The sequence below is a fragment of the Leifsonia sp. fls2-241-R2A-40a genome (assembly GCF_030209575.1).
Lineage (GTDB): Bacteria > Actinomycetota > Actinomycetes > Actinomycetales > Microbacteriaceae > Leifsonia.
Genome location: NZ_JARVRS010000001.1, coordinates 2991311 through 3012603 on the forward strand (window position 1 = coordinate 2991311; position 21293 = coordinate 3012603).

Below are 21293 nucleotides of genomic sequence, written 5' to 3' on the forward strand. Positions count from 1 at the left end.
CGGGCCGAGACCATGACCATCAGGGTGCTCGGCATCGACCCCGGCCTCACGCGCTGCGGCGTCGGCATCGTCGACGTGCGGGCGGACCGCCGCGCGACGCTCGTCCACGTGACCGTCATCCGGACACCGCCCACGATGGCTCTGGAGGAACGCCTCCTGGCCGTGGGCACCGGCATCGAAGCGCTGCTCGACGAGCACGGACCCGCCGTGGTCGCGATCGAGCGCGTCTTCGCCCAGCACAACCTGCGGACCGTGATGGGGACCGCGCAGGTCAGCGGCGTCGCCCTCCACGCCGCCGCCAAGCGCGGACTCGCGGTCGGGCTGCACACCCCGAGCGAGGTGAAGGCGGCCATCACCGGATACGGTTCCGCCGACAAGAAGCAGGTGCAGGCAATGGTGGCGCGCATCCTGGGCCTGGCCGAGGCGCCGAAGCCGGCGGACGCGGCGGATGCGCTGGCCATCGCGATCTGCCATGCCTGGCGCGGCGGACCGGTAGCACCGGATGCCGGGGGAGCGACGGCTGCGCTGACCCCGGCGCAGCAGGCGTGGCGCGCCGCGGAGCGCTCCGGTCGGACGTCGGCGGCCCCCCGTAAGCTTGCACGGTGATCTCCTCCCTCCGCGGTACCGTCCTCGACGCTCGGGGCGGCACCGCCGTCATCGAGGTGGGCGGGGTCGGCTTCGCACTGCAGCTCACGCCCGACCATGTGCTGTCGCTGCGTGTCGGCGAGGAGGCGTTCCTCTACACGTCTCTCATCGTGCGTGAGGATGCGCTGCAGCTGTTCGGCTTCGCCGACCGCGAGCAGCTGGAGGTGTTCGAACTGCTCAACGGCGTCTCCGGTGTCGGCCCAAAGTCGGCCATCGGCGTGCTGTCCGTGCTGAGCCCCGACGACATCGCCGCCGCGGTGGCGGCTGACGACGACGCTCCCTTCCGCAAGGTGTCCGGAATCGGACCCAAGACGGCCAAGCTCATCGTGGTCTCCCTGACCGGCAAGATCGTCGCCTCACGTCGCCCTGCGCGGGCCGTCAAGGTGGCTGGCGCGCCGTCCTCGGTCGCCGACAGCGTCCTGGTTGCGCTCGTCGGCCTCGGCTGGCCGGAGAAGGTGGCGGCGGAGGCCGTCGTCGAGGTCGTCTCCGACACCGATGAGAAGCAGCGCGACAGCGTCCAGACCCTGCTGCGACTCACTCTCGCGCGGCTCGGCCCGGCGAAGCAGGCCGCACGATGACCGACGACGATCTGACGGCTCCCGAACTCGAATCGGAATCGGAGCTCGCCTTCGAGGGCGCTCTGCGCCCGCGGAGCCTGGCGGAGTTCGTCGGGCAGGCGAAGGTGCGCGGTCAGCTGCAGCTACTCCTCACCGCAGCCCGGATGCAGGAGCGGACCGCCGACCACATCCTGCTCGCCGGTCCGCCCGGCCTCGGCAAGACGACGCTCGCGATGATCGTGGCGCACGAGAGCGGCCGGCCGCTTCGTCTCTCCAGCGGTCCCGCCATCCAGCATGCCGGCGACCTGGCGGCGCTGCTGTCGTCGCTCACGCCCGGCGAGGTGCTCTTCATCGACGAGATCCACCGCATGGCGCGCTCGGCGGAGGAGATGCTGTACCTCGCGATGGAGGACTTCCGGATCGACATCATGGTCGGCAAGGGTGCGGGAGCGACGTCCATCCCGCTCGATCTGGCGCCCTTCACCCTGGTCGGCGCGACCACGCGGTCCGGGCTCCTGCCCAACCCGCTGCGCGACCGCTTCGGCTTCACCGCCCATCTCGAGTTCTACGACGAGGCAGAACTGGCGCAGGTGCTCTCGCGAGCGGCCACGATGCTCGAGTTCGACATCGACCGGGAGGCGCTGGCGGAGATCGCCGGCCGCTGCCGCGGCACCCCGCGTATCGCCAACCGCCTGCTGCGCCGCGTGCGCGACTACGCGCTGGTGCACGGGGGACGAGCCGACGTGGATGCGGTGCGCGCGGCCCTCGAACTGTACGACGTCGATCCGCTCGGCCTCGACCGGCTCGACCGTGCGGTGCTGCACATCCTCCTCGAGCGCTTCGACGGCGGCCCCGTCGGACTCAACACCCTCGCGGTCTCGGTCGGCGAGGAGGCGGAGACCATCGAATCGGTGGTCGAGCCGTTCCTCGTCCGCATCGGGCTACTCTCCCGCACGCCGCGCGGACGCATGGCGACGGCGGCGGCGTGGCGGCACTTGGGCATCCCCAGTCGACAGCCTGGCTCTTCCCAGCCACCGACGCTGATCGATGACATATAATCCAAGCTGGCCGTTCGGCCAATCCCCTTGCCCCCTATTGAAAGGTTCGGCAGCTCCATGGTCTTTGACCCGTTGACCATCCTGATGGTCGTCATCCTGGCGGCCCTCGTCTTCTTCATGTTCCGGAACAGCCGCAAGCGGCGCCGCGAGCAGGAGGACACGCGCTCGAAGATGGTGCCCGGCGCCGAGGTCATGACCAACTTCGGCCTCTACGGCACGCTGGTGTCGGTCGACGAGAGCGACAACACCGCCATGATCGAGACGAGCCCCGGCCACGTCGTGAAGGTGCACCGTCAGGTGCTCGCCCGCGTCGTCGAGCCGACCGTCGCGGAGCCCGCCGGCGATGACGCTGCCACGGCCGCGGCCGCTCCCGGCGTCGAGCTCAACCAGGACCACGCGATCACCGCCGACGCGGCCGACGCGACTGCTCCCGAGTACGGCGAGCGTGTCGACGAGGCCAAGAAGCCCGGCGCGAAGAGCGACGACTAAACATTCCCTGTGCTCCGGCCCCCACGACGGGGTCGGAGCGCTCGTAGAAAGCTGAGTTCCTGGTGGCAAAGTCGACCCCGGTCAAGAAAGCCTGGCGTTCGCTGACGTGGCTCGGCGTCATCGTGGTGGTGCTCCTGGGCACCCTCACGGCCGGCGTCCTGTTCAGCAATGCCACCTGGCTGCCTAAGCTCGCCCTCGACCTCGAGGGCGGCACGCAGATCATCCTCGCGCCGCAGGTCGAGAACGGTCAGTCGGTGCAGCAGGAGCAGCTGGACCAGGCGGTCTCGATCATCCGTCAGCGCATCGACGCGTCGGGTGTCTCCGAGGCGCAGATCTCGACCGAGGGCTCGCGCAACATCGTCGTGTCGCTGCCGGGCAAGCCCGACCAGGCGACGCTCGATCGCGTCAAGTCGAGCGCGCGCCTCGACTTCCGCCCGGTGCTGATCGCCGGCGGTCCGACGAACGAGGTGGTGGGCGCCGACGGCAAGTCGACCCCGGCTCCGTCGCCGGCGCCCGGCCTGCAGTCGACGCCGTCGACCAAGCCGACGAACGGCAGCGACCTGGCCTGGGTGACCCCCAAGCTGCAGGCGGAGTTCGACGCGTACGACTGCAAGGCGAACGCGAACAAGACGTCCAGTTCGGCGCCGACGGACCAGCCACTGATCACCTGCGACGACCAGAACACGGTCAAGTACCTGCTCGGCCCGGTCGAGGTCAAGGGTCAGGACATCAAGGACGCCAGCGCGGGCCTCGTGCAGAGCTCGCAGGGCGTCACGACCGGTCAGTGGGCCGTCAACATCGTGTTCAACGACGCGGGAACGAAGGCCTTCGCCGACGTCACCACCCGCCTCGTGGGGCTGCAGAACGCGCAGAACCAGTTCGCGATCGTGCTCGACGGCAAGGTCATCTCGGCGCCCACGACTCAGGCGGCCATCACCGACGGCAAGCCGCAGATCACCGGTAACTTCACCGAGACCACGGCCAAGGCACTCGCCGACCAGCTGAAGTTCGGCGCGCTGCCGTTCAGCTTCAAGGTGCAGAGCCAGGACACCATCTCGGCGACGCTGGGAACGGCTCAGCTCCTCGCCGGCCTCATCGCCGGCCTGATCGGCCTGATCCTCGTCGCGATCTACACGTTCTTCCAGTACCGCCTTCTGGGCCTGGTCACGATCACCTCGCTGGTGGTCGCCGGTGTGCTCACCTGGTTGACGATCTCGCTGCTGTCGTGGCACTACGACTACCGCCTGTCGCTCGCCGGCGTGGCGGGTCTGATCGTCGCGATCGGCTTCACAGCCGACTCGTTCATCGTGTACTTCGAACGCATCCGAGACGAGTTGCGCGACGGCCGTGGGCTGGAGTCCGCGGTCGAGGCGGGCTGGGCGCGCGCCCGGCGCACGATCTACGCGTCGAAGGCCACCAACCTGCTCGCGGCGGTCGTGCTCTACATCCTTGCCGCCGCCAACGTCCGTGGCTTCGCATTCACTCTCGGCTTGACGACGATCATCGACGTCATCGTCGTGCTGCTCTTCACCCACCCGACGCTGCAGCTGCTGGCCCGCACGCGGTTCTTCAGCTCCGGTCATCCGCTGTCCGGTCTCGACCCGCAGGCTCTGGGCGCGGTGTACCGGGGGGCGGCGCAGTTCCGCGCTCCCACCGCCACCGTCAAGGCCGGTACCGCCGTCCGCAGCGGCAAGGAGGCGGCTCGCCGCCAGACGATCGCGGAGCGCAAGGCGGCAGAGCTCGCCGGCGCCTCGACGTCCTCGGATCGTTCGACCGAGGGGAAGGACTCCTGATGGCCAGCCGGCTCGTGAAATTCGGTAACGACCTCTACACCGGGGCGCGTTCGATCGACTTCGTCGGCCGACGCAAGGTCTGGTACGCCATCGCGGCCGTCATGGTCGTGCTCGCCATCCTGATCCCCGTGGTCAAGGGCGGTTTCAACTTCTCCATCGAGTTCCGTGGCGGATCGCAGTTCCAGATCACCAACGTCTCGACCACCGACACGAGCAAGGCCCAGGCCGCGGTCACCAGCGTGGTGCCGAACGCCGTGTCTCACGTGAGCGTCGTCGGCAACAACGCGGTGCGTGTGCAGACGGATCAGCTCTCGGAGGCGCAGACGCACGACGTGTCCGACGCGCTGGCGAAGGCGTACAACGTCGACCCGTCGGAGGTCTCGGCCACGTTCATCGGTCCCTCGTGGGGCGCGGATGTGACGCAGCAGTCCATCCAGGGTCTCGTCGTCTTCCTGCTCCTCGCGTTCATCGCGATGGCCTTGTACTTCCGCACCTGGAAGATGTCGGCCGCGGCGATCATCTCGCTCTTCCACGACCTCATCATCACCGCGGGCATCTACGCGCTGGTCGGCTTCGAGGTCTCGCCGGCGACGATGATCGGCTTCCTGACCATCCTCGGCTACTCGCTGTACGACACCGTCGTGGTGTTCGACAAGATCCGCGAGAACACCAAGGAAGAGCTGGAGCTCACCCGGCGGACCTTCGCCGAATCGGTCAACCTCGCCGTCAACCAGACCCTGGTGCGATCGATCAACACCGCCGTGGTGGCTGTTCTGCCGGTGGCGTCCATCCTCTTCATCGGCGCATACGCGCTGGGAGCGGCGACGCTGCGCGACATCTCGCTCGCCCTGCTGATCGGCATCATCGTGGGCACCTACTCGACCATCTTCCTGGCGGCGCCGATGTACTCGCAGTTCCGCGAGAAGGAGCCGGCGATCCGCAAGCACGACCAGAAGGTGCTCTCCATCCGTCCGAAGGCAACGGTCACGGCCGATGCCGTCGCAACGGCCGGGAAGTAGTCGAACCGGATGACGGACGCCGCCGCGAACCCCGGGTTCCTCGCCGAAGACGAGGTCTCCGCCTCGCGTGCGCGCGACCTGACCGATGCCGGCGAAGCCTGGCTGCTCGACGTCCGCGAGGACTACGAGTGGGAGGCGGGCCACGCGCCCGGCGCGCACCACATCCCGATGGGTGAACTCGGAGCACGCCAGCACGAGCTCCCGGAAGACCGCCAACTGCTGGTGATCTGCCGGAGCGGTGCGCGGTCCCGCATGGTGACCGATGCCCTGAACGAGGCCAACTACCCGGCCGCGAACGTCGAGGGCGGAATGGGCGCCTGGCAGGCGGCGGGCGCCCCCGTGCTGCGCGACGACGGTACGCCAGGAGCGATCGCCTGAGTCCGCTGACGTCGACCGTGACAGAACGGTCGGCGAAAGCGACCATAATGGACGACAGGAGGCGCGCGAATGGTTGATACGACGACATCGCAGAGCGCTTCCCTGCGCCGCCTGGTGCCCCGCATCTTCTCCCGGGCCCAGCCCTCCGGCGCCGTCGACACGTTGATCCGCACCGTGCGGATGCACCACCCGAAGGCCGACCTCTCGCTCATCGAGCGCGCGTACTCCGTTGCGGAGCGTGCCCACCAGGGCCAGAAGCGGCGCTCGGGCGAGCCGTACATCACGCACCCGGTCGCCGTCGCCCAGATCATCGCCGACCTCGGTATCGGCGCCAAGACCATCGCCGCGGCGCTGCTGCACGACACGGTCGAGGACACCGAATACACGCTCGATGAGCTCCGCGACCAGTTCGGCGACGAGATCGCGATGCTGGTGGACGGCGTCACCAAGCTCGACAAGGTCAAGTACGGCGACAGTGCGCAGGCGGAGACCGTCCGGAAGATGATCGTCGCGATGTCGAAGGACATCCGCGTGCTCATCATCAAGCTGGCCGACCGTCTGCACAACGCGCGCACCTGGGGCTTCGTCCCCGCCGCCTCCGCCACGCGCAAGGCCACGGAGACCCTCGAGATCTACGCTCCGCTCGCTCACCGGCTCGGCATCCAGGCGATCAAGTGGGAGCTCGAGGACCTGTCGTTCGCAGTGCTCTACCCGAAGCTGTACGCCGAGATCGAGAGTCTCGTGAAGCAGCGCACCCCCGAGCGCGAGCGGCTGGTGCAGCAGGTCATCGACGCGATCAACGACGACCTCAAGTCGGCGAAGATCCGCGGCAAGGTCGTGGGCCGGCCGAAGCAGTACTACTCGATCTACCAGAAGATGGTCGTGCGCGGCCGCGAGTTCGACGACATCTACGACCTGGTCGGCATCCGCGTCCTGGTGAACACCGTGCGCGACTGTTACGCCGTCCTCGGTCAGATCCATGCGCGCTGGACGCCGATGCCCGGCCGCTTCAAGGACTACATCGCGACACCGAAGTTCAACCTGTACCAGTCGCTCCACACGACCGTGATCGGCCCCCAGGGTCGGCCGGTCGAGATCCAGATCCGCACCGAGGAGATGCACCAGCGTGCGGAGTTCGGTGTCGCGGCGCACTGGAAGTACAAGGAGCAGACCACCGGCAAGAGCAGCGGCGGTCCGGCGAAGGTCGACAACGATCTCGCCTGGCTCGCCCACATCTCCGACTGGCAGGCGGAGACCGCCGACCCCAGCGAGTTCCTGGACTCCCTGCGCTTCGAGATCGGCGCGAAAGAGGTCTACGTCTTCACGCCGAAGGGGCGCGTCATCGGCCTCCCGGCCGGGGCGACGCCGGTCGACTTCGCGTACGCCGTGCACACCGAGGTCGGGCACCGCACCATGGGCGCCAAGGTCAACGGCCGGCTCGTGCCGCTGGAGAGCAGTCTCAACACCGGCGACGTCGTCGAGATCTTCACCTCGAAGAACCCCGATTCCGGCCCCAGCCAGGACTGGCTCAACTTCGTCAAGAGCCCGCGAGCCCGCAACAAGATCCGCCAGTGGTTCACCAAGGAGCGCCGCGACGAGGCGATCGAGCAGGGCAAGGATGCGATCGCGCGAGCGATGCGCAAGCAGAACCTCCCGCTTCAGAAGCTGATGACGCAGGATGCGCTCGTCGAGGTCGCATCGTCGCTCAAGCATCCCGACGTCTCCGCGTTGTATGCGGCCGTCGGCGAGGGTCACATCTCGACCCAGTCGGTGATCGAGAAGATCGTCGCCTCCCTCCAGACCGAGGTCGAGTCGGACAGCGAGCTGGAGATCCCGGCCAAGGGTCGTCGCCAGCTGCGCAACAGCGATTCCGGCGTGCTCGTCCGGGGTGCCCCGGACATCCTGGTGAAGCTTGCGAAATGCTGCACCCCGGTGCCGGGCGACCCGATCGTCGGTTTCATCACCCGCGGCCAGGGTGTCTCGGTGCACCAGTCGAACTGCCATAACGTCCAGTCGCTGCTGCATGAGCCCGAGCGCATGATCGACGTCGAGTGGGCGCCGAGCTCGAAGAGCGTCTTCCTGGTGCAGATCCAGGTGGAGGCGCTCGACCGCTCCGGCCTGTTGAGCGACGTTACGCGCGTGCTGTCCGAGCATCATGTGAACATCCTTTCCGCGACGGTCACCACGTCGAGCGACCGCTTGGCCATCAGCCGTTTCGTCTTCGAGATGGGTGACACCACCCACCTGGATCGGGTTCTCAACGCGGTCCGGCGCATCGACGCCGTCTACGACGTCTATCGCGTCAGCGGCGGCTGACCGGCGACTCCGCCTTCAGCCCGGGGAGGGTCGCGCGGGCGACCGCGGGCATGCGGCTGCGCGCTACGCCGCATCCCTTCCGCCTGCTCGCGCGAAGGAGCTCGTCGAGTTCGGCCGGTGTCACCGCCGCCAGCGCGAGCAGGTGGCGCACCTCCAGCGCCTCCGCTTCGTCGAACGTCGGCGAAGTGCTCAGCAGATCGACCGCCGTGCGGACGGGCGTGGTGACGATGACGCCCCCGAACGCCATCGTGTCGCCGGCCGCGAGCGCCCGATGACTGGTGTCGACGGACGGGGAGCGCACGCCGCCCCGCCGGTTCGGAGGGACGCACACCTGCGGGACCGGCGGCGGCACCGAGCGCGTGCCGTGGATCCAGGCGGCGGAGCCGCGATCGGCGACCGCCCAGCCCGGCGCGGAACGCGCGAACCCCTGCGCCCGCAGTGCGGGACCGTCAGGGGTGTCGACCGTGGCGAACGCGTCGCCCACCCGGAACAGGTGGCCGTCGAGACAGAGAGCGAGCAGTTCGACGACCGGCAGGATGCCGGCGTCGAGGAGAGGCGGTGAGATCGAGGTCATGGACCCAGCCTCGTGCGCCGACCTCCGCAGCGCTCGATCATCGTCGAAACGGTGGAGAACCCGAGAGGATGCCCGCCTGTGGACGGGACGCGGTGCTCAGCCCAGCGCGTCGAGCCAGATCTTGCGCGCGTCGAGCGCTTCCTGCGCTGCCTTCACCTTGGCCGCGTCACCGGTGGCCTGCGCATCCGCCAACTCCTGCTCGAGCTTGGCGATCGCCGCGTTGAGCTGGCTCGCGAGACCCTCCGAGCGAGCCTTCTTCTCGGGGTTGTTCTTCTCCCAGTGCTCCTCGTCGAGGCGACGAACGGCCGCCTCGATACGCCGCAGCCGGTCCTCGATCGGGCGCACCTGCTCGCGCGGCACGCGGCCGATCTGGTCCCAGCGCTCCTGGATCGAGAGCAGCTGAGCGCGGGCCGTCTCGCGGTCGGTCGCCTTGAGCAGCGGCTCGGCCTCATCGAGCAGCGCGAGCTTCTGCTGCAGGTTGCCCTCGTACTCGGCGCTGTCGCGAGCATCCACTTCGGCTTTCGCGGAGTAGATCGCGTCGCCGGCGGCCTTGAAGCGGGCCCAGAGGGCATCGTCGTTCTTCTTGCCGGCGCGCCCAGCGGCCTTCCACTGGTCGAGCAGGCGCCGGTACTCCGGCACACCGTCGGCGCCCTGGGGGATGAGGCGCTCGGCCTCCTCGATCAGAGCGGTCTTGCGGTTGCGGACATCGCGGTGCTGCGTGTCGAGCTCGGCGAAGAACGCCTTGCGGTTGTGCTCGATCGTCGAACGCGCGGCGCGGAACCGCTTCCAGAGCTCGTTGGCCTCGTTCTTCGGAAGGCGTGGCCCGTCGTGCTGGTGCGCCTGCCAACGCGCGAAGAGGGCGTCGAGCTCGGCGCTCGTTGTCTTCCACTGCGTGCGTGCCGGGTCCTGAGCGGCGAGAGCCTCCGCCTGCTCGACGATCGACGTGCGCTCGGCGACGGCCGCATCGAGCGCGGCCTTGGCCTCGGCGCTCTGCTGCTCGGTCAGTTCTTCGACGGTGCCGCCCAGCGCATCCAGGCGGGTCAGGAGCGAGGCCAGGTCGCCGACGGCGTTGGCCCCCTCGACGGCGGAGCGCAGATTGGCGACCGACTTCGCGATGTCGTTGGCGGGTGCGCCGCGTCGGGCACGCTGTTCCAGCAGGCTGACCTGACCGGCGAGATCCGTGTACTTGCGCTCGAAGTACGCGAGCGCCTCCTCGGCAGAGCCGTCGGGGTACTCGCCCACGACACGTTCGCCGTCGCCCTCGCGGACATAGACGGTTCCGGTGTCATCGACACGTCCCCAGGGGTGCTGTTCAGAAGTAGCCAAGAGCCTCACCTTGCTGCTGCGCGATCCGGGCGGGATGCCGCCCCACGTTCGGGAATCAGCCTATTGCACGCGCCGCGATCACTGCAGGCTGAAGCTGTCGATGGTGGTCTTCACGGCGGGCGCGCCGTCGGTCTTTCCGCCTTCGACGCCCTTGTCCGTGACCTGCGTCTCCAGCTGATCGAGACCCGAGGTCACCTGCCCGATGACGGTGTAGCCGCCAGCCGAGTCCGCCGGGATAGGGGTGTCCTTGTAGACGATGAAGAACTGGCTGCCCTGGCTCGAGGCCTTGTCGCTCTGGCGCGCCATGGCGATCGTCCCCGCCTTGTAGACGTTGTCCTTCGGTGCGTTCTCGATCGGTCCGTACTCGTAGCCAGGACCGCCCTGGCCATTGCCTTCGGGATCGCCGCACTGCAGGACGTAGAAGCCGCCGTTGGTCAGACGGTGACAGGTCAGTCCGTCGTAGAACTTCTTCTGCACCAGCGAAACGGTGGACGACACCGCCTGCGGGGCGGCTGCGCCATCGAGCGAGACCCCGAGCGGGATGCCGTTGATCGTCATCGTCCCGGTCCAGGTGCGGTCCTCGGCGAGCGTCTTCGGCGGGACGGCGCCGGCGGCTGCGGAGGGCGAGGCGGAGGCGGAGGCGGAGGCTTTGGCGGCGCCCGGGCCCGCGGAGAAGTAGAGGAGCTGCGTGCCGACCGCCAGAGCGACGATGACCAGGGCGGCGATTCCGGCCACCCAGTTGTCACGCCTGCGGCGCTTGACCTTGTGCTCGTGCACGGTCTGCCGCGCCTGGTACGCCCGGAGGCGCTCGCGCGCCTGTCGCGCTTCGCGGTCGTTCTGCTTCGGTGCCACGTGTGTCCTCCGGCGATACGTACGGGGGGGAGTCCGCGAGGCCTGGCCCGCTGGATCATGGAGAACCCTATCCGCAGCCCCTATGGACGACAAACCCGCCGCTCCCAGCTCGACTGTCGGTGGTGGCGACTAGCCTTGATAGGTGGTCGACGTGCAACCTGGGCTCCGCACCGGAGCGACTCCGCTCGCGGTGCGAATGCGCCCGAAGTCGCTCGACGAGGTGGCGGGGCAGCGGCATCTGCTCAAGCCGGGCTCTCCGCTGGTGGCGCTGGCCTCCGATAAAGACGGCCAGACGGGCTCCGTCTCGGTGATCCTGTGGGGTCCTCCGGGCACGGGCAAGACGACACTCGCGCAGGCGATCGCGCATTCGTCCGGCCGGCGCTTCGTCGAGCTGTCCGCCGTGACCGCGGGCGTCAAGGACGTCCGTCTGGTGATGGATGAGGCCCTCTCGACGCGCGATCTGTACGGCGTCTCGACCGTCCTCTTCCTCGACGAGATCCACCGCTTCACCAAGGCGCAGCAGGATGCGCTGCTCCCGGGCGTCGAGAACGGCTGGGTGATCCTGGTGGCGGCGACGACGGAGAACCCGTCCTTCTCGGTCATCTCGCCACTGCTCTCGCGCAGTCTGCTGCTCACCCTCGAGACGCTGAGCGACGACGACCTCGGCGTCGTGATCGACCGCGCGGTGACTGACGACCGCGGGCTCGGCGGTCAGTACACGGTGGAGCCGGAGGCCCGCGCCGTCCTCATCCGCCTCGCCTCGGGGGATGCGCGGCGCGCCTTGACCGCGCTGGAGGCGGCCTCGGTCACGGCCGCGTCCGCGACTCCGGCGACCTCCAAGAAGAAGCCGGTGATCACGGCCGAGCTGGTCGCCCAGGCCGTGGATCGCGCCCTGCTGCGCTACGACCGCAACGGCGATGAGCACTACGACGTGATCAGCGCGTTCATCAAGTCGGTGAGGGGCTCCGACGTCGACGCGTCGCTCCACTACCTCGCCCGGATGATCGAAGCGGGGGAGGACCCGCGCTTCATCGCGCGCCGCATCATCGTGCTCGCGTCGGAGGACATCGGGATGGCCGACCCGCAGGCGCTGGGCGTCGCGATCGCGGCTGCCGACGCCGTGCAGTACATCGGGATGCCGGAGGGGCGCATCCCGCTCGCCCAGGCCGTAGTGCACCTCGCGACCGCGCCGAAATCGAACGCCTCTTACATGGCGCTGGATGCGGCGATCGCCGACGTCCGCGCCGGCAAGATCGGGCGCGTGCCCAAGCACCTCCGCGACGCCCACTACTCCGGGGCCAAGCGGCTCGGTCACGGCAAGGGCTACAAGTACCCGCACGACGACGCGCTCGGCGTGCTCGAACAGCAGTACCTGCCGGACGAGCTGACCGGCACGACCTACTACTCGCCGACCGAGCACGGCAATGAACGGGACGTGTCCGCGCGGCTAGCGAAGCTGCGTCGCATCGTGCGCGGACGGTGACGGCGATCTGTTAGACTTTCCGGGCCTAGAAGCGTGTTCGGGGTGCGGCTGCCGCGTCCACGGTTCGACGGGAACTGCCCTGTAGCCGGGCGTCCCTGGCGACAATCCCTCTCTCTGCGGGCGGCAACGCCGATACAAGCACGCATGCCCGCATCCACTACTTCAGAGAGAAACTTCGAAAGGAAACCGTGTCTTCACGTTCCCGCAGCAAGACCCGCGAGTCGCGGGCCCTGGGCATCCCGCTCACCCCGAAGGCGGCGCGCTACATGGAGAAGCGCCCCTACGCTCCCGGTGAGCACGGCCGCACCAAGCGCAAGGCCGACTCGGACTACGCCGTTCGTCTGCGCGAGAAGCAGCGTCTGCGCGCCCAGTACGGCATTCGCGAGAAGCAGCTCCGCATCGCGTTCGAGGAGGCCCGTCGCACCCAGGGTCTGACCGGTGAGAACCTGGTCGAGCTCCTCGAGATGCGTCTCGACGCGCTCGTGCTCCGCGCCGGCTTCGCCCGCACGATCACGCAGGCCCGCCAGTTCGTCGTGCACCGTCACATCATGGTCGACGGCCAGCTCGTCGACCGCCCGTCCTTCCGCGTGAAGCCGGGTCAGCTCATCCACGTCAAGACCCGCTCCGAGGGCACCGAGCCCTTCCAGGTGGCGGCCGCCGGCGGTCACCTCGACGTTCTGCCGAAGACCCCGGGCTACCTCGACGTCGAGATCGACAAGCTGCAGGCTCGCCTGGTGCGTCGCCCCAAGCGCGCCGAGGTCCCCGTGACCTGTGAGGTCCAGCTGGTCGTCGAGTACTACGCGGCCCGCTAAGGCCCTCCAGTACGACCCGGACGGGGTCGCGGCTTCGTGCCGCGGCCCCGTTTCTCGTTCCCGTGGGACCCGCATACGGCTACGCTTGACCGGTATGCCCGTCGCGGAATGGAAGGAGCCGACATGTCCGGTGGAGACATCGCAGGGTTGATCGCGGCCGTCGTGTTCGCGGTCCTCGTCGGCTTCATCGCCATCCCGCTGATCAAACTGGGCCGCGTGCTCGATCAGACCCGCGCCTCCATCAAGGAGGCGAGCGACGGCATCACGCCGATCCTCGACGAGACGGCGACCACGCTGCAGGAGACCAACAAGCAGCTCGCCCGCGTCGACGTCATCACCCGGAACGTCGCGGATGTGACCGGCAACGTGTCCTCCCTGGTTGCGCTGTTCGCGGCGACAGTCGGAGGCCCGCTGATCAAGCTGGCCGGGTTCAGCGCCGCGGCGCGGGCCGCGTTCCGGGCCGCCGGCGGCTTCGGTTCGCGCGCAGGTTCGGGACGCAAGCCCGCATCCCGGTAAGGGGTCGGCAGCTCGCACTAGACTTGTCTCTCGTGCGCCGGCGCTCGCGCTCGGCGTCATCCAGAGAGGGAGGATCAGCATGAAGAGTTTCCTGTGGCTGCTCGTCGGCGTCGCCATCGGCTTCGCCGTGGCCCACAAGGTCAACGAGACCCCCAAGGGTCGCGAATTCTTCAGCAACATCGACAAGAGGGCGCGCGACTTCGGGGATGCCGTGAGCGACGGCTACCGCCAGCGCGAGGCCGAGATCCGCTCGGCCATCCAGGGCGACTGACGCCCTCCTCCTCACCCGTCAGACCTCGATCGACCGGAACCCATGCAGACCGCTGAAATCCACCGCCGCTGGCTCGACTTCTTCGCGCAGCGCGGCCACACCGTCGTCCCGTCCGCCTCCCTGGTCAGCGACGACCCGTCGCTGCTGTTCACGGTGGCCGGGATGGTGCCCTTCGTCCCGTATCTGACCGGAGTCGTCCCCGCGCCGTTCCCGCGCGCGACGAGCGTGCAGAAGTGCATCCGGACGCTCGACATCGACGAGGTCGGCAAGACGCCGCGCCACGGCACTTTCTTCCAGATGGCGGGCAACTTCTCCTTCGGCGACTACTTCAAGGAGCAGGCGATCACGTTCGCCTGGGAGCTGCTGACCACATCGGAGGACGAGGGCGGCCTCGGCTTCGACCCGAAGGACCTCTGGGTCACCGTGTACGAGGAGGACGACGAGGCCCGGGAGATCTGGGAGCGCGTCTCCACACTGCCGCGCGAGCGCATCCAGGACCTCGGCAAGGACACGAACTACTGGTCGACCGGTCAGCCGGGACCAGCCGGCCCCTGCTCGGAGATCTTCTTCGACCGCGGTCCGGCCTACGGCATCGACGGCGGCCCCGCGACCGACGACGACCGCTACGTCGAGATCTGGAACCTCGTCTTCATGCAGTACCTGCGTGGCGAGGGCGACGGAAAGAAGGACTTCGACATCCTCGGCGACCTGCCGAAGAAGAACATCGACACGGGTCTCGGGCTCGAGCGCGTCGCGTTCATCAAGCAGGGCGTCGACAACATGTACGAGATCGACCAGGTGCGCCCGGTCCTCGACCGCGCGGCCGCGCTGGCGGGCAAGCCGTACGGCAATGAGGCGCACGAGGACGACGTCCGTCTGCGCGTCGTCGCGGACCACGTCCGCAGCGCGCTGATGCTGATGGCCGACGGCGTGACGCCGTCGAACGAGGGCCGCGGCTACGTGCTGCGCCGCCTGCTCCGCCGCACCGTGCGCGCCATGCGCCTGCTCGGAGTCGAGACCGCGACCTTCCCGGAGCTGTTCCCGGCGTCGCGCGACGCGATGAAGGCGGCCTACCCGGAGGTCGGCACCGAGTTCGACCGGATCTCCCAGCTCGCGTATGCGGAGGAGGAGACGTTCCTGCGCACTCTCGCGGCGGGCACCAGCATCCTGGACACGGCCGTCGCGAACACGCAGAAGGACGGCCGCAAGCAGCTCGCGGGCGACACCGCCTTCCTGCTGCACGACACCTACGGCTTCCCGATCGACCTCACGCTGGAGATGGCGGACGAGGCGGGCCTCAGCGTCGACCGCACAGCGTTCGACAAGCTGATGGCGGACCAGCGCGCTCGCGCGAAGGCCGACGCCAAGGCGAAGAAGACGGCGCTGGCCGACCTCTCCGTATACAGCTCCTTCCGCTCGCTCGGCGAGACGGTCTTCACGGGCTACACCGAGCTGGAGACCGAGTCGAGCGTGCTCGGGCTCATCGTCGACGGGAAGTCGGTCGACCGTGCCCGCGAGGGCCAGGTGGCCGAGATCATCCTCGGCGCGACGGCGCTCTACGCGGAGTCCGGCGGTCAGGATGCGGACGCGGGCTCGATCGTCGGCCCGGGTTACGAGCTCGACGTCCTCGACGTGCAGAAGCCCGTCAAGGGCCTGATCAGCCACAAGGTGCTGGTCCGCAGCGGCGAGGTGGGCGTCGGCGCACCGGCGACCAGCCTCGTGGATGCCGACTACCGCCGCGGCGCGCGTCAGGCGCACTCCGGCACGCACATCATCCACGCGGCCCTGCGGCAGGTGCTCGGGTCGAACGCGCACCAGTCGGGTTCGTACAACAAGGCGGGCTATCTGCGCCTCGACTTCTCCTGGAACCAGGCGCTGTCGGCTGAGACGCGCAGCGAGATCGAGGAGATCTCGAACAACGCGATCCGTCAGAACGTCGAGGTCACCACCCGCGAGCTCCCGCTCGCGGAGGCGAAGTCGCTGGGCGCCATGGCCCTGTTCGGCGAGAAGTACGGCGACGTCGTGCGCGTCGTCGACATCGGCGGACCGTGGTCGCGTGAGCTCTGCGCGGGCACGCACGTTTCGTCGAGCGCCGAGATCGGGATGATCAACCTCGTCAGCGAGTCCTCCGTCGGTTCCACGAACCGCCGCGTGGAGTCGCTGGTCGGCCTCGAGGCGTTCAAGGACCTCGCGGTCGAGCGCACCATCGTGTCCCAGCTCTCCGGCTCGCTCAAGACGCCGCGTGAGCAGCTGCCCGAGAAGATCGCCGATCTCATGGCCAGCCTCAAAGCGGCCGAGAAGCGCATCCAGGCGTTCGAGGCCCGTGCGGTGCTCGACAAGGTGCCGGGTCTGCTCGACGCGGCGACGCGTCGCGGCGCCGTCACCGTCGTGGCGGAGGACGCGGGCACGCTAAACACCGCGGACGACCTGCGGCTGCTGGCGACCACGGTGCGCGAGCGCCTCGGATCCGACCCGGCGACCGTCGCCCTGGCGGCGCGCGCGGGCGGCAAGCCGGTCGTCATCGTCGCCACGAACCAGGCGGCGCGCGACGCCGGCGTCAACGCGGGCGCCCTCGCGAAGACGGCGGCCGGCGTGCTCGGCGGCGGAGGCGGCGGCAAGGCCGATCTGGCACAGGGCGGCGGTACGGATGCGGACGCCATCCCGGCGGCGCTCAGCGCGGTCGTGACGGCGATCGGATAGCCCGGCGTGCGCAGCGGGGTGCGGCTCGGCATCGATGTCGGAAAGGTGCGGATCGGCGTGAGCCGCTCCGACCTGCACGGGATGCTGGCGACCCCGGTCGAGACGGTGGCTCGCTCCGAAGACGCTGCGGATCGGCGGCGCATCGCCGAGATCGTCGGTGAACTCGGAGCCTTCGAGGTTATCGTCGGACTGCCGTTGGCCCTTTCGGGCGCGCAGACGGCCTCCACGGCGGACGCGATCGGTTTCGCCGAGACGTTGGCCGCCGAGGTCGGCGTCCCGGTACGGCTGGTGGATGAACGCTTGTCCACCGTGTCCGCGACGCAGGCTCTGCGGGCATCCGGCAGGAACAGCAAGAAAGCGCGGCCGGTCGTGGATCAGGTCGCGGCCACGATCATTTTGCAGCACGCCCTCGATGCGGAACGCGCCACTGGCCGTCCGCCGGGTGACTCCGTCGAATCGAGCATTGGACACTAGCTTGTCTCAGAACCCCGAAGAGCGGCCAGAGCCGCCCGCCTTCCCGGCCGTCCACCGGCCGCAGGCTCCGCAGAGCCCGCCGCCGTCGCTTTCGACGCCGGCTGAGGGCCGTCCGCCGATGACGCGTCGCGAGGCCCGTGCGGCGCGCGAGGCGCAGGAGCAGGCGGGTCAGCTGCCCGCGGACGCATCCACGCCGGAGTCCCGTGGCCCCATCTCGTCGCCGACGCCGACGCAGGAGTCACCGGCTGATCGCGATGCTCTGGCGGGGCTGGACTTCGACGCCGTCCTCACCGGCCCGGTCGCCCAGGTGGCGGAGCCGGAACACGTGGGCGCAGCATCCCGGCGCGGGGTGGACGAGCGGGTGTCCTCGCACCATGACCAACCTGCGCGTAGTGTCTTCAGCGTGCTCGAGGACACCGAAGCCCAGGCCGCTCAGGATGAGAGCCCGCTCATCTGGCGGCAGCAGAACTATCTGTCGCACGAGGCGCCCCCCAAGAAGCGGCGCTGGGTCAAGCGGCTGATCGTCACCATCGTCATCCTCGGCCTCCTCGGCGGGATGGCCGGAGGCGCGTACGCGATCTTCCAGCCCCAGATCGCCAAGGTGCAGAACGCCCTGTTCCCTCCGGAGAACGACTACAAGGGCAACGGCACCGGCGAGGTCATGTTCACCATCAAGTCGGGCGACGACGGCTCGTCGATCTCCGAAGCGCTGGCGAAGGCCGGCGTGGTGAAGACGTCCGACGCCTTCTACTCGCTGCTGCTCCGGCAGAAGCCTGAGGTGGAGTTCCAGCCCGGTGTCTTCAAGCTCGCCAAGCAGATGAGTGCGGCCGCTGCACTGGCTGCGCTGAAGGATCCGGCCTCCCGCGTCGAGAACACCGCGGTCATCCCCGAGGGGACGCCCGAGAAGGACATCCTGCAGACGGTGTCCGACGCCGCGAAGATCCCCCTGGCCGACCTGCAGGCGGCCGCGGCCAACCCCGCGGCCTACGGCCTCCCGGCGCAGGCGAAGTCGCTCGAGGGCTTCCTCTTCCCGGCGACGTACACCTTCGCGCCGGGCACGACGGCACAGCAGGCGATCAAGACGATGGTCGACCGGATGTTCCAGTCGCTGGACGAGGCGGGCGTCGCCCCCGCGGACCGCTGGAACAAGGTCATCCTCGCCTCGATCGTTCAGCGCGAGGCCGGGCTGAAGGACGACTATCCGAAGGTCGCCCGCGTCTTCCTCAACCGTCTCGCCCAGGGCTGGGACCTGCAGTCCGATGCAACGGTCGCCTACGGCACGGGTCACACCGATCGCGTGACGACCACCGACGCCGAGCGCGCGGACGCGGGTAACCCGTACAACACGTACGCGCACCCCGGGCTCCCCGTCGGCCCGATCTCGAACCCCGGCGATCTGGCGATCAATGCGGTGCAGCACCCTGCCGACGGCACGTGGATGTACTTCGTGACCTGGAACCTGCAGACCGGAGAGACCATCTTCTCGACGACGCAGGCCGAGCACGACGCGGCGGTCGAGAAGTGGCAGCAGTGGATGAAGGACAACCCGAGCTATGGCTGAGATCAGCGACCCCCGACCGGATGAGGACATCGCGGAGCCGGCCGTGCTCGAGGAGGACGCCGAGACGCTGACCGACGCCGTGGATGACGCGGACGACGAGCCGGCGATCGAGGACGGCGTCTCGGAGGCGTCGGCGGAGGCATCCATCGCCGCGCTCGTGGATGCGGAGCGCGAGCGAGAGGCCGAAGAGGCCGCGGTCGAGGAGGCCGAGGCCGCCGTCGAGCGGGAAGAGCCGTTCGATGACGCAGACGTAGACGCAGAAGCCGCGCCTGCCCCCGCAACCGACACCCAACCGGCCGCGAAGCCCGCATCCAAGCGCGCACCGGCCAAGGCCGCATCCACCCCGCGCACGCCCAAGACACCCAGCCGTCGGCTCGCCGTGCTCGGGTCGCCGATCGAGCACTCGCGGTCGCCGGAGCTCCACCGGGCGGCGTACGACGCGCTCGGGCTGGACTGGTCGTACGAGGCCGTCGACGTCACCGAAGAAGCCCTGCCGGACTTCGTGGCCGGGCTCGGCCCCGAATGGCGCGGGCTGTCGCTGACGATGCCGCTGAAGAAGGCCGTGCTCCCGCTGCTCGCGGAGACCGACCGGATCGCGCAGCAGACGGGCGGCGCCAACACCGTGCTGCTGGACGGCGAGAACTTGCGCGGTTTCAACACGGATGTGGCGGGCATCGTCCGCGCACTCGAGGCGGCCGGCCTCGAGCAGGTCCGCTATGCGCACATCCTGGGCGGGGGAGCGACCGCGGCGTCCGCGCTCGTCGCCGCCGCCGAGTTGGGGGCCGAACGCGTCGACGTCCACGTGCGCGACCTGTCGCGCAGCGCCTGGATCGAACCGCTGGCGAACGACCTCGGGCTGCGCGTCCGGATCCGCCCGTTCTCACAGGCCGACCGCTCGCTCGACGTTCCCGAGCTGGTTATGAGCACGCTCCCGGGCGGCACGATCACGGAGGCGGTCTACACCGACTCGACGCGGCGCCGCTCGGTGCTGTTCGACGTCGCGTACGAGCCGTGGCCGACGCCGCTCGCCCGTCAGTGGGAGGCCGTCGGCGGCAGCGTCGTCTCCGGCCTCGCGATGCTGGTGCACCAGGCGTTGCTGCAGGTGCGGGTGTTCGTCTCGGGTGATCCGCTCCAGCCGCTGCAGGACGAGTCCGAGGTGCTCGCCGCCATGCAGGAGGCGGTCGGCATCGACGACCAGGGCGCGGCGCTCGAGGACTGACCGGCGAGGCGCTCCACCGCGCTGTGCCAGAATCGAAGAATGCTTCGTTGGCTCACGGCCGGGGAATCCCACGGCCCCGAACTCATCGCCGTCCTGGAGGGTCTTCCCGCCGGAGTCCCGGTGTCGCTCGACGCGATCCGCGCCGATCTGGCGCGCCGCAAGCTCGGCTACGGCCGCGGAGCGCGCATGAAGTTCGAGCAGGATGCGCTGGACGTCTCCGGCGGCGTGCGCCACGGCTTCAGCCTCGGCAGCCCGATCGCGCTGCGCATCGGCAACACCGAGTGGCCCAAATGGGTCGATGTGATGAGCGCCGAGCCGGTCGACCCGGAGGTGCTGAGCTCCGGTCGCGGCGCCGCACTCACGCGTCCCCGCCCGGGCCACGCCGACCTCGTCGGGATGCAGAAGTACGGCTTCGACGAGGCGCGACCCATCCTGGAGCGCGCGAGCGCCCGTGAGACCGCGGCCCGCGTCTCCCTGGGGGCCGTCGCCCGATCGTTCCTGAACGAGCTGGGTATCACGCTCGTGAGCCACACGCTCTCCATCGGCCCTGTCCGCGTGCCCGAGGATGCGCCGCTCCCGCTCCCGTCCGATGTCGACACCCTCGACGCCGATCCGCTGCGCTGCTTCGACCCCGCGACGTCCGAGCGGATGGTCGCCGAGGTGGATGCCGCGCACAAGGACGGCGACACGCTCGGCGGCGTCGTCGAGGTGCTGGCGTACGGCCTCCCGCCGGGACTCGGCTCCCACGTGCACTGGGACCGCAAGCTGGATGCGCAGCTCGCGGCCGCGCTGATGGGCATCCAGGCGATCAAGGGCGTCGAGATCGGTGACGGCTTCCTGACGACCACCCGCCGCGGTTCGGAGGCGCACGACGAGCTGCTCGCCGAGGACGGCACCATCGTGCGCACCAGCGACAAGGCCGGTGGCACCGAGGGCGGCATGAGCACGGGCGGCGTCTTGCGCGTCCGCGCCGGCATGAAGCCGATCGCAACGGTCCCGCGCGCGCTGCGCACGATCGATGTGGCGACCAGCGAGGCGGCCCCGGCGCACCACCAGCGCTCCGACGTCTGTGCTGTGCCCGCGGCCGGTGTGGTCGCCGAGGCGATGGTCGCCCTGGTGCTCGCGAACGCGGTGCTCGAGAAGTTCGGCGGCGACTCGGTGGCCGAGACCGCGCGCAACCTGCACGCGTACCTCGACAGCATCCCGCAGAACCTCACCACGGAGCGCCTCAGCGCTCCGTACGCCTGACG

Annotated in this window: 20 protein-coding genes; 17 read left to right on the plus strand and 3 right to left on the minus strand. The window is 69.2% G+C overall.

Features of this window, described 5'->3' with window-relative positions; all coding sequences use genetic code 11:
• Positions 1–18 precede the first annotated feature (18 nt).
• The 8 genes from ruvC to QRN40_RS14820 all read left to right on the plus strand — a co-directional run bounded on the left by ruvC (position 19) and on the right by QRN40_RS14820 (position 8255).
• Positions 19–606 (plus strand): crossover junction endodeoxyribonuclease RuvC, encoded by a 588-nt coding sequence (gene ruvC / locus QRN40_RS14785; RefSeq protein WP_285117506.1) that lies wholly within the window; start codon positions 19–21, stop codon positions 604–606.
• Positions 603–1223, plus strand: coding sequence for a Holliday junction branch migration protein RuvA (gene ruvA, locus QRN40_RS14790; RefSeq protein ID WP_285116485.1), 621 nt, complete (start codon positions 603–605; stop codon positions 1221–1223). Before ruvC ends, ruvA begins: the two co-directional genes overlap by 4 nt.
• Positions 1220–2260 (plus strand): Holliday junction branch migration DNA helicase RuvB, encoded by a 1041-nt coding sequence (ruvB, locus tag QRN40_RS14795; protein WP_285116486.1) that lies wholly within the window; start codon positions 1220–1222, stop codon positions 2258–2260. Before ruvA ends, ruvB begins: the two co-directional genes overlap by 4 nt.
• A 57-nt stretch (positions 2261–2317) precedes the next feature.
• Positions 2318–2749, plus strand: coding sequence for a preprotein translocase subunit YajC (yajC, locus tag QRN40_RS14800; protein ID WP_285116487.1), 432 nt, complete (start codon positions 2318–2320; stop codon positions 2747–2749).
• Between the two features lie 62 nt (positions 2750–2811).
• Positions 2812–4542: a protein translocase subunit SecD gene (gene secD, locus QRN40_RS14805; RefSeq protein WP_285116488.1), complete on the plus strand. Its 1731-nt coding sequence runs from the start codon at positions 2812–2814 to the stop codon at positions 4540–4542.
• On the plus strand, positions 4542–5561 hold the full coding sequence (gene secF, locus QRN40_RS14810) for a protein translocase subunit SecF (RefSeq protein ID WP_285116489.1): 1020 nt from the start codon (positions 4542–4544) through the stop codon (positions 5559–5561). The genes secD and secF overlap by 1 nt, the downstream gene beginning before the upstream one ends.
• 9 nt (positions 5562–5570) lie before the next feature.
• On the plus strand, positions 5571–5939 hold the full coding sequence (locus QRN40_RS14815; protein ID WP_285116490.1) for a rhodanese-like domain-containing protein: 369 nt from the start codon (positions 5571–5573) through the stop codon (positions 5937–5939).
• A gap of 69 nt (positions 5940–6008) precedes the next feature.
• On the plus strand, positions 6009–8255 hold the full coding sequence (locus tag QRN40_RS14820; RefSeq protein WP_285116492.1) for a RelA/SpoT family protein: 2247 nt from the start codon (positions 6009–6011) through the stop codon (positions 8253–8255).
• On the opposite strand, the gene QRN40_RS14825 is transcribed toward QRN40_RS14820, so the two are convergent.
• From QRN40_RS14825 to QRN40_RS14835, 3 genes are all read right to left on the minus strand, one after another.
• Complete coding sequence (locus tag QRN40_RS14825; RefSeq protein ID WP_285116494.1) at positions 8242–8829, minus strand: type IV toxin-antitoxin system AbiEi family antitoxin; 588 nt, start codon at positions 8827–8829, stop codon at positions 8242–8244. The genes QRN40_RS14820 and QRN40_RS14825 overlap by 14 nt on opposite strands.
• A gap of 96 nt (positions 8830–8925) precedes the next feature.
• Positions 8926–10155, minus strand: a complete 1230-nt coding sequence (locus QRN40_RS14830; RefSeq protein ID WP_285116496.1) for a DUF349 domain-containing protein — start codon at positions 10153–10155, stop codon at positions 8926–8928.
• A 78-nt stretch (positions 10156–10233) separates the two neighbouring features.
• Positions 10234–11007 carry a peptidylprolyl isomerase gene (locus QRN40_RS14835; RefSeq protein ID WP_285116497.1) on the minus strand — a complete coding sequence of 258 codons (774 nt, stop codon included), beginning with the start codon at positions 11005–11007 and terminating at the stop codon, positions 10234–10236.
• Positions 11008–11149: 142 nt separating this feature from the next.
• Between QRN40_RS14835 and QRN40_RS14840 the strand changes: the two genes are divergently transcribed.
• The 9 genes from QRN40_RS14840 (at position 11150) to aroC (ending at position 21291) form a co-directional block, all read left to right on the plus strand.
• Positions 11150–12490: a replication-associated recombination protein A gene (locus QRN40_RS14840; protein WP_285116498.1), complete on the plus strand. Its 1341-nt coding sequence runs from the start codon at positions 11150–11152 to the stop codon at positions 12488–12490.
• A 188-nt stretch (positions 12491–12678) separates the two neighbouring features.
• Positions 12679–13302, plus strand: a complete 624-nt coding sequence (rpsD, locus tag QRN40_RS14845; RefSeq protein ID WP_285116500.1) for a 30S ribosomal protein S4 — start codon at positions 12679–12681, stop codon at positions 13300–13302.
• Positions 13303–13425: 123 nt separating this feature from the next.
• Positions 13426–13818: a DUF948 domain-containing protein gene (locus tag QRN40_RS14850; RefSeq protein WP_285116502.1), complete on the plus strand. Its 393-nt coding sequence runs from the start codon at positions 13426–13428 to the stop codon at positions 13816–13818.
• A 79-nt stretch (positions 13819–13897) separates the two neighbouring features.
• Positions 13898–14089 (plus strand): YtxH domain-containing protein, encoded by a 192-nt coding sequence (locus QRN40_RS14855; protein WP_285116503.1) that lies wholly within the window; start codon positions 13898–13900, stop codon positions 14087–14089.
• Positions 14090–14131: 42 nt separating this feature from the next.
• The gene (gene alaS / locus QRN40_RS14860) at positions 14132–16789 is read left to right on the plus strand and encodes an alanine--tRNA ligase (protein WP_285116505.1); all 2658 of its coding nucleotides are present in this window, start codon (positions 14132–14134) and stop codon (positions 16787–16789) included.
• 6 nt (positions 16790–16795) lie between these two features.
• Positions 16796–17263, plus strand: a complete 468-nt coding sequence (ruvX, locus tag QRN40_RS14865) for a Holliday junction resolvase RuvX (protein WP_285116506.1) — start codon at positions 16796–16798, stop codon at positions 17261–17263.
• Positions 17264–17381: 118 nt separating this feature from the next.
• Positions 17382–18824: an endolytic transglycosylase MltG gene (gene mltG / locus QRN40_RS14870; protein WP_285116507.1), complete on the plus strand. Its 1443-nt coding sequence runs from the start codon at positions 17382–17384 to the stop codon at positions 18822–18824.
• Entirely contained in the window at positions 18817–20043 is a 1227-nt protein-coding gene (locus QRN40_RS14875) for a shikimate dehydrogenase (protein ID WP_285116508.1), read from the plus strand. Before mltG ends, QRN40_RS14875 begins: the two co-directional genes overlap by 8 nt.
• Before the next feature lie 39 nt (positions 20044–20082).
• The gene (gene aroC, locus QRN40_RS14880) at positions 20083–21291 is read left to right on the plus strand and encodes a chorismate synthase (RefSeq protein ID WP_285116509.1); all 1209 of its coding nucleotides are present in this window, start codon (positions 20083–20085) and stop codon (positions 21289–21291) included.
• Positions 21292–21293 lie beyond the last annotated feature (2 nt).

Coding starts and splice junctions, on each gene's coding strand:
- aroC (WP_285116509.1), top strand. CDS start 20,083: ATGCTTCGTTGGCTCACGGCCGGGGAATCCCACGGCCCCGAACTCATC.
- QRN40_RS14825 (WP_285116494.1), bottom strand. CDS start 8,829: ATGACCTCGATCTCACCGCCTCTCCTCGACGCCGGCATCCTGCCGGTC.
- QRN40_RS14850 (WP_285116502.1), top strand. CDS start 13,426: ATGTCCGGTGGAGACATCGCAGGGTTGATCGCGGCCGTCGTGTTCGCG.
- QRN40_RS14875 (WP_285116508.1), top strand. CDS start 18,817: ATGGCTGAGATCAGCGACCCCCGACCGGATGAGGACATCGCGGAGCCG.
- yajC (WP_285116487.1), top strand. CDS start 2,318: ATGGTCTTTGACCCGTTGACCATCCTGATGGTCGTCATCCTGGCGGCC.
- mltG (WP_285116507.1), top strand. CDS start 17,382: ATGACGCGTCGCGAGGCCCGTGCGGCGCGCGAGGCGCAGGAGCAGGCG.
- QRN40_RS14815 (WP_285116490.1), top strand. CDS start 5,571: ATGACGGACGCCGCCGCGAACCCCGGGTTCCTCGCCGAAGACGAGGTC.
- QRN40_RS14820 (WP_285116492.1), top strand. CDS start 6,009: ATGGTTGATACGACGACATCGCAGAGCGCTTCCCTGCGCCGCCTGGTG.
- secF (WP_285116489.1), top strand. CDS start 4,542: ATGGCCAGCCGGCTCGTGAAATTCGGTAACGACCTCTACACCGGGGCG.
- ruvB (WP_285116486.1), top strand. CDS start 1,220: ATGACCGACGACGATCTGACGGCTCCCGAACTCGAATCGGAATCGGAG.
- QRN40_RS14855 (WP_285116503.1), top strand. CDS start 13,898: ATGAAGAGTTTCCTGTGGCTGCTCGTCGGCGTCGCCATCGGCTTCGCC.
- alaS (WP_285116505.1), top strand. CDS start 14,132: ATGCAGACCGCTGAAATCCACCGCCGCTGGCTCGACTTCTTCGCGCAG.